The sequence below is a fragment of the Sulfurimonas sp. genome, from assembly GCF_029027405.1.
Taxonomy (GTDB): Bacteria; Campylobacterota; Campylobacteria; order Campylobacterales; family Sulfurimonadaceae; genus Sulfurimonas.
In genome coordinates this window covers 622,603-635,754 of sequence record NZ_CP093396.1, presented here as the reverse complement: position 1 = coordinate 635,754, position 13,152 = coordinate 622,603, and the positions used below count along the sequence as shown (strand labels likewise).

7 protein-coding genes are annotated in these 13,152 nt (G+C 31.9%); 1 reads left to right on the top strand and 6 read right to left on the bottom strand.

Features of this window, described 5'->3' with window-relative positions; translation table 11 throughout:
• Positions 1-6: 6 nt before the first annotated feature.
• From MOV42_RS03255 to MOV42_RS03245, 3 genes are read right to left on the bottom strand one after another with little or no spacing between them, the layout of a single operon-like run.
• Entirely contained in the window at positions 7-3,273 is a 3,267-nt protein-coding gene (locus MOV42_RS03255) for a hypothetical protein (protein ID WP_324172379.1), read from the bottom strand.
• 33 nt (positions 3,274-3,306) lie between these two features.
• Positions 3,307-4,035 carry a hypothetical protein gene (locus MOV42_RS03250; protein WP_324172378.1) on the bottom strand — a complete coding sequence of 243 codons (729 nt, stop codon included), beginning with the start codon at positions 4,033-4,035 and terminating at the stop codon, positions 3,307-3,309.
• Position 4,036: 1 nt separating this feature from the next.
• On the bottom strand, positions 4,037-7,720 hold the full coding sequence (locus tag MOV42_RS03245) for a hypothetical protein (protein ID WP_324172377.1): 3,684 nt from the start codon (positions 7,718-7,720) through the stop codon (positions 4,037-4,039).
• Between the two features lie 134 nt (positions 7,721-7,854).
• Between MOV42_RS03245 and MOV42_RS03240 the strand changes: the two genes are divergently transcribed.
• On the top strand, positions 7,855-8,586 hold the full coding sequence (locus MOV42_RS03240) for a hypothetical protein (protein WP_324172376.1): 732 nt from the start codon (positions 7,855-7,857) through the stop codon (positions 8,584-8,586).
• Here the strand turns inward: MOV42_RS03240 and MOV42_RS03235 are convergent.
• Genes MOV42_RS03235 through MOV42_RS03225 form a run of 3 tightly spaced genes read right to left on the bottom strand, consistent with a single transcriptional unit; the run spans position 8,583 to position 13,147 of the window.
• Positions 8,583-9,056, bottom strand: a complete 474-nt coding sequence (locus MOV42_RS03235) for a YaiI/YqxD family protein (RefSeq protein WP_324172375.1) — start codon at positions 9,054-9,056, stop codon at positions 8,583-8,585. The two genes, MOV42_RS03240 and MOV42_RS03235, sit on opposite strands and share 4 nt — an antisense overlap.
• Positions 9,057-9,071: 15 nt before the next feature.
• Positions 9,072-10,730 carry a nickel-dependent hydrogenase large subunit gene (locus MOV42_RS03230; RefSeq protein WP_324172374.1) on the bottom strand — a complete coding sequence of 553 codons (1,659 nt, stop codon included), beginning with the start codon at positions 10,728-10,730 and terminating at the stop codon, positions 9,072-9,074.
• Positions 10,730-13,147, bottom strand: a complete 2,418-nt coding sequence (locus MOV42_RS03225; RefSeq protein WP_324172373.1) for a hydrogenase small subunit — start codon at positions 13,145-13,147, stop codon at positions 10,730-10,732. Before MOV42_RS03225 ends, MOV42_RS03230 begins: the two co-directional genes overlap by 1 nt.
• Between the last annotated feature and the right edge of the window lie 5 nt (positions 13,148-13,152).

The window sequence follows — 13,152 nt, the reverse complement described above, 5'->3', positions numbered from 1 at the left end:
TTTCCTTTACTTCAACAGTTCTAAATCTCGTGGACTTAAAGGCATAGGTATAAGTTCATTTAGATAATAATTGATTTCTTTAACTAGTTTAGTTCCTAACCAGTCATTTTTACTGTTATATTTTATATCAAGTTTGTATTTTACAGAAGTAATACCACTAGCTATTAAAATAGTATAATTCTTTTTTCTATCCTCATCTAGTTTAGCTTCTGAAAGTTCTTCTTTAAAACTTGTAAATATATCTATAAGTTTATCATTCTCTTTGTCTATAGCTTCAGTTGCATCTATAAGTATATAGTCTGTATAGTTATCATCTTTTATAAGATAGATTAGACCTTCCATTTCTTCATAGTAATCTTTATTAACACGAAGGTAACCATTAAGGTTAAGATTCATTGTTTTTGTAAAGTTAAGGAAGTAAGTAGGAACTTTTTCTACTTCTATACTGATGTTTTTTAAGGCTCTATATATCTCACTAAACTCATACCTTGCTGCTGCTTGCAATGCTTGTTTATTATCTGAGTAGTTTTTATAAATAAACTCTCTTACCTCTTTAGTTCCGCCAATTTTTGTTATATCTTTTGCCTGCATTAGAGCATCTCTTGAACCACGACGAATATAGTAGTTTCCAGTAGTTGTACTTAGACTCTCTAAGATATATGGTTTGCGTCCATCTTGATAGAAGAGAGACTTCTCAATCATAACTTCAACTCTTGAGTCTATAAAGTAACCAGAGAAGATATACCAAAGTATTTCAAGAGCTATATATCCTATTGCGGCTATCCACATACCTGATACAAACGCCAAGGCTACTATTATAGCTGCTTTAGTACCAATCATAAGCATAGCATCATAATCTTCATCCTCTAAGGATACCATCTCATAGTAAGCACCTACTACAACAGCAGGTATTGCAAGTTTAGCAATAATCTTTTGAGGGACAGAGTGTTCTGCTAGTAAAAAATCTACCATTATCATAGCTTGTTTAGTTCTAGGTAAAACTTTTGTTCCTGTTTCTACTACTGTTTTTGTGATTGAGTTTATGCCTGTTGTTATCTCTAGTAGAGCTTTTAGGTCGTTTTTCTTGTAGGTTTTAAGAGCATCTCCTGTTGTAAATAAGGTTATGAAAAAGCTTAGACCTTTCATTGTTGAGATTGAGAGTTTATAGGGTTTGGATTTTCTTAATATAGTTAGCTTTTCTTTAGTTTTTGTAGTCTCTATTCCTCTTCCTCTTGCATCTTTATCTGCTTCTTTCTGCTTATCCTCAGCCTCATGAATCTTACTAGTTATCCCATCTAGTGCTTTGAGTTGTTCAAAGAGTTTTTCATGAGCTTTTTTTACTTTTAGGTCTTTACTGATATTGCCATCGTTTAAGTTGGAGAGGACAAGCTTGTACTCTTTTTCTATCTCAGGTGCGAGTTCATCTAAGAATTTGTTAGCATTGCTTTTTCTTGAACTAAACTCATTTTCATTATATTCTCCCTTAACTAAAGCGTGCAATATTATGCCATGAAGATTTTGATGATAAAGAGTAAAGATATCTTCTTTGTAAAGTTTTTCATGTTCACTCTCATCTATACTTTGAAGTTTAATAGAAATCTCTTTCATAAACTCTAAGACAGCACTATTAGTGTTAAACGCTGAAGTCTGTGTAACTTCATCATCAAACATAGTTCTACTTGCAGTTAGTGAGTAAGCTATATTTAAAAGTAAGTCCATTCTCTCAAACCCTGTATCTTTTAAATCACTATAATTTTTTAATAATGTTTTTAGCTCTGGATTTATTAGTTGTTTAGAGAGTTCTTCACTCAATGTTTTGGGAGTCTTTCTGTATTTGTCATAAAAGAACTTAAATGTTTCCTCTTTAGGAATAAGAGACTTAAACTCTTTAATATGTCCTTTTTCTTTCCAATCATAAGCACAATATTTAGCAGTAGTATCTAAATCTGAATACTCATCTATAAAAGTATCACTGCGTTTGCCATTTTTATCTTGAAAGAGTTTAGTGTAAGGACTGTCTTTAAGCTTATCATTAATCTCTTCTTGCACACTCTCTTCAAACTCTGGATGAGCAGATAGCTTCTTTAAATTATAATGAAACTCTTCAATAGCATCTTTATATTTAGTACCGATAACATCATTATGTTTACCACTAAAATAGAGGCTAAAAAGTGTTAATGCTGTTATCTCTGTATAACTCTCTCTAGTACTCATCTCATACTTGTGAGATGTTTTACTACCATTGATATGTGCTCTTACGCCTAAACACAAATAGTCATGACTTTTACTTTCAATGATACACTTTTCATTAAGATGCTCTATCCTTCTTCCATCAAAGGTATTATAGTTATGTTGTGTGTTGAGTAAAAACGAAGCATTTAGTTTTACTTCATTTAAGTAACTCATAGCTACATCATGTTCAACAAAAATATTAAGTCTTATAAAAGAAGAACTACTATCTTTGATGCTCCATGAAAAACCTCTATCTTTACAAGTATCTATAATATAAGGTATAAAATCTTCTTTCATCCCTTCAACTAAAGTATAGTAAGCATCTTTGAGTTTTTTCTTTGTCTTTTTTCTTTCTTGTTTCTCTTTTGAGTTTACTTCAAGTTCATCCATAAAGTTTGCTACGCTATAGGCATAAGCATTGCGTTGTTTAATCCTGTCTATTAAAGGTTTGTTATGTGCATAAGCAGTATGAAAAGAACATTCTAACTCTTCATACAAATCTTCTATTTCACCGATAGGGTCATCTATTTCAATTACTATGTTTAAGTGTGACTTGTTTAGTTTTTTAGCTTCTTTGTTTGAGATTAAAATATCTTTCATCTCTTTATTTGTATGTTTTATGGACTTTGAATAATCTTTATGGTTTATACAATGAAGATTCTTTTTATCACTTAGTGTTACAGAAACTGGAGTGAACTTACTCAGTTGCTCTTTAGTGAGTTTTACATTTGAGTAGATGATTTCAAGTTTTCCATCTTCTTCATAGCAGGGTATATATTTACGAATTACTTGTGTATCTGTATCTTTAAACTGTACCTTCTCAACCTTAGGGTTAGAATAGTCACCTCTATTTATAACCTTATACTCTGTAGTTTTAATAGCATCTGTAACATATAAATAAGCATCGGTTTTTGTGACAACTTTATCTTGAGTATAGTCACTAGTATTTGTTTGATAATAGTCTTTAAGAACTCTAAAGTCTCTTGCTCCTCTTAGTGCTCTTAAAAAGGTTAAGTTTATATATGGTGGGAGTGCTGACATGAACTCAATTTATACTTTTGGATACTCTAGCATCTATTCTATTCCACCTGTATATGGATTTGGAACTAGAGTTTTTTGGAGTTCGTAGGCTTTTTTTAGGGTTGGTTCGTCGATTTTCCAGTCATCTCGTAACAAGCCTAAAACTCTTTCTTTTGTGTAAGGATGTCCTATCATACCTATCATGTAAGTTGCACTGTTTAGCTTGTCTTTTTGTTGATGGTAAAGTAATCCTAGATTTTTTCTTGCATCTATATCACCTTTTTTTATGGCTTTTTTGTACCAGTAAATAGATTTTTTTATTTTGTGTAATTTCTCTTCATACAGTATCCCCAAATTCACCCCCCCAGTTACAATACCTTTTGCAAAAGCTTGTTGATATAATTCAATAGCTTTATTATACTTAGCAAGTTTATCATCATATAAGAACGCTAAATTAAATATTGCATCCTTATCTTGATACTTATTAATAGTTATTTTATACCATTTAATAGCATTATCGTAGTCTTTAACTTTTTCAAAAGTAGCAGCTAAGTTATTTAGAACATCCGCAGAGATTTTATATTCATATGATGACCTGTAAAGTTCAATTGCTTTTTCATAGTTTCCTTGAGAGTACGCTCTATGCGCCTTATTATAAAGACTATCCGCTTTCTCACTAGCCTTAGGGTCAACATACTTGATCGAAAGAGGTTCTATCGCATAAGCACTTTGTCCTATAAACAGAAATGCTAAAAATAGTAATTTTAATAGTTTGTATTTCATCTTAACTCATTTGAATATTTAGTATTTTACAATCATCTTTAGTTAAAGGCAAAGATTTTATATCTATAATCTTTAACGCACCACCTGTTAGCCTCTTTAGATACTTACTTGCATCATCATAGTAATAAACGACATCATATTTCAGACTAATTGCATCACTATGAAGTAATAACTTGGTATCTTTTTTAGAGTACTCTTGTATAATCGAACTGTCACTTATATCTAAATGGCTTAAAAGGTCTATATACTCCTTACCATTTTTCAGTTCATGTTGTGAGATATCTATCTCTATCTCTTTATCATCTTCAAGAAGTACAATGCGTTTTATATCTTTATAAAAATCTTTAGAGATAGAGACATAACTACATATAGCATAAGTTGCTTTACTTGATTTGTATTGTTTTGAACGCCCAGATTTTTCAATATTCACCCCTTTTAAAGTGGCATAAAAAGAACTTAGCTCATAACTAAACGCAGCATTAAACTCTTTTTTATGAGAACTATAGTTTGCATAGATAAAGTCTCTCATATCTTTAGGTTTTTGCATAAAAGGAATTTCTTTAATACTTTTAGAATTATCTTTATAAAGATACTCTTTAGTATCACTACTTAAACTCTCTAAGATATAAGGTTTACGCCCATTTTGGTAAAAGAGAGATTTCTCTATCATAACTTCGACATTAGTATCAATAATATAGCTTGATATCGACATCCAAATAAGCTCAATAGCTATACCTATAATCAAGATTTCTCCTATACCTGAGGCAAAGAGCATTAAAGCTATGGTAAGCCCCGTTTTAACACTGAGAGCAACAACTGCATCATAATCTTTATCATTCAAAGAAGCTATCTCATGGTAAGCCCCAAAGATAACAATAGGGATAGCAAGTTTAGTAAGTACTTTTTGAAAAACAAGCTTTTCCTCTTTCATAGCTTTAAACATATTATATGCTATTGCCTTGGAGGATAATAACTTAGTTGCTTGTGCGGCTTCTCCTGTAATCTTAGATAAGACATTGATGGAGACTGAAAGTTCTAGGAGTGAGCTTAAGGTCATTTTTTGGTAATCTTTGAGTATCTTACCTGTTTGATAGAGAGCTACAAAGAAACTTAGTCCTTTTAGGGCTGGGATGGTTATTTTATAGGGTTGGGAGTTTCTAAGTTGTTTAATAATAGTAGTCTTTTGCACTTTGGTCGTAAGTCCATCATCAGCTTTTTTATTTTTGCTCTGCTTATCCTCAGCCGCATGAATCTGACTAGTTATCCCATCTAGTGCTTTTAACTGTGCAAATAGTTTTTCATGAGTTTTTTTGACTTCTAGGTTTTTGTCTATACTTCCATCATCTAGTTTTGTTAAATCTAGTTGGTACTCTTTTGCTGTCTCTGGAGCTATGACATCAAGAAATTTTTTCGTTACATTATCTTGACGGCTTAAAAACTCTTTTTCGTTATAGCTTCCTTTAACAAGTGAGTGAAGGATTAAACTGTGTAAGCTTTTATGATAAAGTTGAAATATATCCTCTTTATAAAGCTTTTCATGTTCATCTGCTTTGAGTACTTGAAGTTTTTTTGAGATGGAGATTAAAAAGTCCATAACTGCACTCTTTGTATTAAAAGGAGAAGTTTGATTTACTTCTTCATCAAACATAGTTCTACTTGCAGTAAGTGAGTAAGCTATATTTAAAAGTAGGCCTATTCTCTCTAAACTTGTATCTTTTAGACTACTGTACTTTTCTAGTAGTTCTTTGAGCTGTGAACTTTTAAGTTCTTTGGAGAGTGTTTCACTTAGATTTTGAGGGGATTCTCTATGTTTTGGGATTTCGTAAAAAAACTCAAAGGTCTCTTTTGCGGGGATTAAAGTAGCAAACTTTAAAAGCTGTGTCTTATCATTTCCTTCCCACTCAAAAGCGCAGTCTTTAGCTATAGTCTCTAAGTTTTCATAATCATCAATGAAGTTATCAGTACGGTCACCATTTTTATCTTTAAAGAGTTTAGTGTAAGGACTGTCTTTAAGCTTATCATTAATCTCTTCTTGAATATCTTCATCAAACTCTGGATGAGCAGATAGCTTCTTTAAATTATAATGAAACTCTTCTATAGCATCTTTATATTTAGTACCGATAGCATCATTATGTTTACCACTAAAGTAGAGACTAAAAAGTGTTAATGCTGTTATCTCTGTATAACTCTCTCTAGTACTCATCTCATACTTGTGTGATGTTTTACTACCATTGATATGTGCTCTTACACCTAAACACAAATAGTCATGACTTTTACTTTCAATGATACATTTTTCATTAAGATGCTCTATTTTTCTCCCATCAAAGGTATTATAGTTATGTTGTGTGTTGAGTAAAAACGAAGCATTTAGTTTTACTTCATTTAAGTAACTCATAGCTACATCATGTTCAACAAAAATATTAAGTCTTATAAAAGAAGCATTACTATCTTTGATGCTCCATGAAAAACCTCTATCTTTACAAGTATCTATAATATAAGGTATAAAATCTTCTTTCATCCCTTCAACTAAAGTATAGTAAGCCTTTTGGAGTTTTTTCTTTGTCTTTTTTCTTTCTTGTTTCTCGTTTGAGTTTACTTCAAGTTCATCCATAAAGTTTGCTACGCTATAGGCATAAGCATTGCGTTGTTTAATCCTGTCTATTAAAGGTTTGTTATGTGCATAAGCAGTATGAAAAGAACATTCTAGCTCTTCATACAAATCTTCTATTTCACCGATAGGGTCATCTATTTCAACTACTATGTTTAAGTGTGACTTGTTTAGTTTTTTAGCTTCTTTGTTTGAGATTAAAATATCTTTCATCTCTTTATTTGTATGTTTTATGGACTTTGAATAATCTTTATGGTTTATACAATGAAGATTCTTTTTATCAGTAAGTGTTACAGAAACTGGAGTGAACTTACTCAGTTGCTCTTTAGTGAGTTTTACATTTGAGTAGATGATTTCAAGTTTTCCATCTTCTTCATAGCAGGGTATATATTTACGAATTACTTGTGTATCTGTATCTTTAAACTGTACCTTCTCAACCTTAGGGTTAGAATAGTCACCTCTATTTATAACCTTATACTCTGTAGTTTTAATAGCATCTGTAACATATAAATAAGCATCGGTTTTTGTGACAACTTTATCTTGAGTATAGTCACTAGTATTTGTTTGATAATAGTCTTTAAGAACTCTAAAGTCTCTTGCTCCTCTTAGTGCTCTTATGTACTCCCCACTTAGTCTTAGTGGATAAATTTGATATTTCTCTTTTTTTATATTTTCTTTAGTATCTACTTTTGCAGTTTCAAGTTCTTTAGTAATGATATTTGCAGCACTTCCTCCAGACTTTACACCTATTTTACTCTGTGTTTGTCCTGGACTAGCTAAGACAAGAGCGGCTCCTTTGTCAGTTTTACATCCATCTACTCGTAGTAGGTAGTTTTTTCCCTGTGAGGTTACATTTGACTCTGTAGTAGCAGAACTGATAGAAGCAACTTTAGTACACTGTCCACCTTTTGAGACTCTATGAGGACATCCTGAGATTGCTGCACCGATAATGTCTATATTATGAAGAGGTTTTTTTCCAGCTATAACATGGTTAGCTACACTAGATTTTAAAACAACCTTTCCACCATGTGCACACAATATTACACCATCTTCAATTACAATACTAGCTCCTGCCATTTTAGTCCCTCTAGTTTTTAAAATAAATAGTTTTAATGATTGTAACTGTTTACTCTTAATACAATCTGTTTATTAAGAATGTTGCATTTTAAACTTGAATTGGCTATATTAAAAAAAAACTAGAAGGACATGCTTTGACTCTTCGCTTTAAGAATGCTTTACAATTTTCAAGTATTTACTTTATATATATTTGTTGGGTCTTTTGGGAAATAGAACCCAAAGTGGATTTGACCTCAATAGGTATTTTTTCTTTTATAGTAAGTTTCTTGTTTTGGTATATAAGTTTTAATTTAACACGACGACTATTGAGAAGTCTTTTTTTAGGACTTATTCTTAGTATAATAATAAGTTTTTTTGTCGGTTTAATGCCTTTTGTGATGCAATCTTATATTTTTACTGAACTTGTCATACTATTGCTTCCTTTTAATCTATTTTTTCCTTTATTGCTTCGCTTTTATCAAATAAAAAGAATGAAACAACTCACTATAAAAATTAAAAAAAATATTTGGAAGAAGAGTGGAATTATACTTATTTTTATATTGGTATTAGCCACTCATTTTATTTTATTTATTTTTATGGTATTTGGTTCAAATGCGCAAGAATTTTCAAAATCACCTTCAGGAAAATTGTTATTTTTTACTCAAGAGAGCTGTTTAGCTAACAGTTGTACTCATCAAATATATCTTGTAGATGAAAAGAGCTTTTTTAAAGCTACATTAAAAAGATGCAGTTTTGAAAATAAGGGGGACATTATTTTTTTTAACTCTGATACTGTTTTCACTTGGGATGATAATGAAAGTACCATCAAATGGGCTAAAGATACATTTGATTGGGGAGGGGAAATAAAAGTAAGAGATTGTAACTAAAAACTGGGAGAATGCTTAACCTTATTTAATTTGCTTAAAAAAGAGTTTAATTGATTTGCAAACTGTTGTGCATCTTTTGTGTTAAATGGTTTTGGTCCTTTTGTAAGCTCTCCACTATCCCTTATCTGTGCCATCAAATCTCTCATGGCAAGGTATTGCTTTATATTGTCTACACTATATAGTTCACCTCTATGGTCTATTGCATGAGCATTTTTTGTGATAACTCTATCTGCAAGTGGAATATCCGCAGTAATTACTAAATCACCTTTTTTAAGCATTTCTACTATTTTATCATCTGCCTCATCAGCTCCTGCATCTACTATCAGGTAACTTATAAAATCACTTTTACCAATATTTATTTTTTTATTGGCTATAACAAAAGTATATATTTTTAGTCTTTTAATGGCTCGATATAAAATCGGCTTTAGAAGATTTGGGAAAGCATCACCATCTACATATATATTAATCATTTTTTCTTACCAATTCTAAACCTTAAACTTATTTAAATTTGCACTACCAAAGTCCATAACATGCACTGCACATGCTAAACATGGGTCAAATGAATGAAGAACTCTTAAAACCTCTAGTGGTTTGGAAGTGTCTTGTATCTTTAAGCCAACCAAAGCTTCCTCATAAGCTCCTCTAACTCCATCAAAGTTTTTAGGAGTTGCATTCCATGTTGTTGGAGCAATTACTGAGAAGTTTTCAATCTTAGCATCTTTGATATTTACAAAATGAGACAGAGTACCTCTTGGTACTTCAAAAAATGCTCTACCTTTTGTCTCTTTTTTCATAGAATCAAAATCAAATTTTACCCAAGTTTCTGTGTCATAATATTTTATATTTTGTATCAAGTTTGAAACCAATTTAAAAATATATTCACAAATATAAGTGGTTTCAATCGCTCTTGCTGCATTTCGTCCAACACTAGAAGATAAGTCCATAAGTTCCAAGTCTGTAGATGCTAAAAACTCATCTACAAAAGATTTTATAAGAGTGTTGTCTTTTTTATAACTTATAATTACTCTAGCCAATGGTCCTGTTTCCATAACTTTACCGTCATATCTAGGAGCTTTTATCCATGAGTATTTATCATCATTTTTTGCCGTTTTTAAAGTAGCATCTGGATTTAAGTCTGTATATTCTACTTCATTATCAAGCGGTTTATTTTTATACCAAGCTCGGTCTATTTCTTCGGTAATTTTACTTTCATTAAACTCTGAAATATTTTCAAAATCATGATTATAAATCACACCAGAACTAAACAAACTTTTATCGTCAAACTCATAACCACCTACAGATAAAAAGTTACCATTTGCTCTACCGTCTGCTGCTTTTATCTCATCTCTATAAGCGATAGTTAAAAGTTTAGCATCTGGTAAATACGCTCTATCTATAAACTCCTTAGCTTCTTTAATTATAAATAGATAATCATTAAGTCTTTGTGGATTTAACATGTCAGCTACACTTGTAATTCCTCCAACAACTATACTTTGTGGATGTGGAGTTTTACCACCAAAAATAGCTACTGCCTTACTGATTTTTGTTTGAAATTTTAAAGCTTCAAAATAATGTGAAATCATAATAAGATTTTGCTCTGGTGTTAATTTATATGAACTATGTCCCCAGTAAGCATTTGCAAATGGTCCAAGTTTTCCAGCATCTACAAACTTAGTCAACTTATCTAAAACAGCATCATAATGTGAGTGAGAATTTCTAAATGGCTTATCGTGATACTTGAGTGCTTCTTTTGAGGTTAGTTTTGCATCTGCACTTAAAGCGGATGTAATATCCACAAAGTCCAATGAATGAAGATGATAAAAATGAACAACATGGTCTTGAATGAAAAGAGCCATCGCCATCAAGTCACGAATAATTTCGGCATTTTTAGGAAGTTTTAGAGAGTAAGCATCTTCAACACTACTAACAGCTGCACGAAAATGAGAGTTTGTACAAACACCACAAATTCTTCCAGCTAATAGTCCCGCATCTCTAGGGTCACGATTTTTTAAAATCATCTCTATTCCACGAAAAAGTTGTCCACTTACAAATGCGTCTTGAACTACGCCATCTTCATCAACTTCTACTTCAACTCTTAGATGCCCTTCTATTCTTGTTATGGGGTCTATTACAATTTTTTTCATTACTCTTCATCCTCTTTGTAAACTCGCTCATTTGCAAACTTATCGACAAAGCCCATCTCTGTACATGCCATACAGCCGTGACCTGCTTGAACAGACCAACTCGTACCTTGGTTAAACTTCATAGTTGGGCAGTTTACATTTGCATAAGGGCCTTTACATCCCATCTCAAAAAGACAGTAACCTTTTTTTGCACCTTCATCTCCCCACTCCTCTACAAACTCTCCTAGTTCATAGTGACCTCTTCTCTCACAGTTGTCATGAACTCTACCTTCATAAACCCATAAAGGTCGGTTAAACTTATCTAAAACTGGCAACTCTTCAAACATTATGTAGGATAATAATGTTCCCACTATATTTGTTGGGTTTACAGGACATCCAGGAAGGTTTATGATGTCATCTCTTTTTAGAGCTTCACTTACTCCGACTGCTCCTGTTGGGTTTGGCGCGGCAGCTACGATGCCTCCATCTAAAGCACAACTTCCAACAGCTAACACTAACGCAGCATCTTTAGCACACTCTCGTAAAAGTTCTATGCCTGTTTTAGCATCTGGACCTATTCTTAAAAACTTTCCATCCATTGCTAAAGGAACAGCACCTTCTACTATTAAAATATACTCACCCTTTTGATTTTTAACTATATCTTGTAAAATTGTTTCACTCTGCTCACCACTTGCACTCATCAAAAGTTCATGATAATCAAGTGAGATATAATCAAATATCAGCTCTTCTATGCTTGGGTTTGCTGATTTTATAAATGCTTCTGAATTTCCACTACAATCACTTAACTCTAACCAAATAATAGGAATCTTATTAAGCATTGTCACTCCAGCATCTACAACCTGTTCAAAATTTGGATGCAGTTGCATATTTGCTGTTACCATTGACACCCAACTATTTACTTCTGACTTTGCAATATCAATAGAACTAATGGCTGCTTCTAAATTTTTTGTAGTCAATTTATTTATGGGATTTAGTGCATTAAACTTATCTAGTCGTTTTTGAACTTTAGCTATCTCTTTTTCTCTTTTTAAATCCTCTGGAGTTTTTCGTAGCATATTTGGGTCTATTAAATGTTGAGATTCTTTTATAATATCTTGAACCATTATTTTACATCTACCACAAACTCGTCCAGCCTCACTAAAGTCTGAAAGCTCTCCAAAGGAAGTGATTCCTGTTTGTTTTACTATATCTACTAAATCTAGGACATATACATGCTCACAACTACAAACAAGTCTTCCCCTCTCACCAATTAGTCTGTTCTCATAAAGATAGTTAATATCAACTTTTTCACCACTATCTATGAGAGTTTGTATATATGCAATATCTACATTTGAGTTTATTCCTATAAACCTTGTTAATTTATCATCATTTACAAAATATTCATCAATTCTATTGTCTTTTTTAGAACTTATCAGTATCTTTTCATACTCATTTGTAAACTTAGCAGAGTTAACTTCTACCAAATCAAACTCTCCAACTTTTAACATATCTATGCTAACTTCAAGTTCAAACTCTTTGACTTCTCTTTGTAAAATATGTGAAATCGCACAATCAGCTTGAGAAGTACACTCTTTAACATGTCCAGCAACAAAGCCAAACTTTTCTACCTCAGCACATTCACCAACAGCATATATATTTTCATCTTCACTTTGCATATACCTGTTTGTTAAGATACCTCTGTTACACCTAAGCTCATCTCTAAACTCTTGTATATTTGGTTTAATCCCAATACCAAATATAATAAAAGGGTTTCGTATATTTAGTTTTTTAGTTTTAAGAAGTGTGACTTCACCATTTGTTATAACTTTATCAACTATCTCATCTTCATAAGATATGTTGATTTTTCCACTACTTATATAACAGTCTTGTATGATTTTTATAGCATCTATGCTTAGATGTTTAGAGTATAGATGCTTAGCTCGTATGAGTAATGTGATTTTTAAGACATTTGGCATCTTGCTTAGAGTTTCTAAAAGCTCAAGAGAAATCGGACCACTACCAACTATAACAACTTCCCTACTCTTTATGCCATCTTTTATGAGAGTACAATCATCTGCACTTCTAAAAATGGCTACATTTGAAATACCCTCATTATTAAATAATGAGATAGGAAGTGAGCCTGTTGCCATGATAAGTTTGTCATAAGTAAACATTGAATTATGAGAAAATACTCGTTTAGCTTTTTTATCTATCTTAATTATCTTTTGATTTAACTCTACTTTTACCATAGGGTCAAGAGTTAAAGAAATATCCGAAGTTATTTGTGAGCCATCTATTAAACGACAAAGATGAATCCTGTCATAAGGCAAATACTTTTCATCACTTAAGATAGTAATTTCTAAATGCGAACTAAGTCGTTTTAAGTTATTTGCTAAATACACAGCAACGATGCCACCACCAACGATTATGACTCTCATATATA

Bases quoted from the DNA above. Each gene is read 5' to 3' on its own strand.
- MOV42_RS03255 (WP_324172379.1), bottom strand. From the start codon at position 3,273: ATGTCAGCACTCCCACCATATATAAACTTAACCTTTTTAAGAGCACTA.
- MOV42_RS03250 (WP_324172378.1), bottom strand. From the start codon at position 4,035: ATGAAATACAAACTATTAAAATTACTATTTTTAGCATTTCTGTTTATA.
- MOV42_RS03245 (WP_324172377.1), bottom strand. From the start codon at position 7,720: ATGGCAGGAGCTAGTATTGTAATTGAAGATGGTGTAATATTGTGTGCA.
- MOV42_RS03235 (WP_324172375.1), bottom strand. From the start codon at position 9,056: ATGATTAATATATATGTAGATGGTGATGCTTTCCCAAATCTTCTAAAG.
- MOV42_RS03230 (WP_324172374.1), bottom strand. From the start codon at position 10,730: ATGAAAAAAATTGTAATAGACCCCATAACAAGAATAGAAGGGCATCTA.
- MOV42_RS03225 (WP_324172373.1), bottom strand. From the start codon at position 13,147: ATGAGAGTCATAATCGTTGGTGGTGGCATCGTTGCTGTGTATTTAGCA.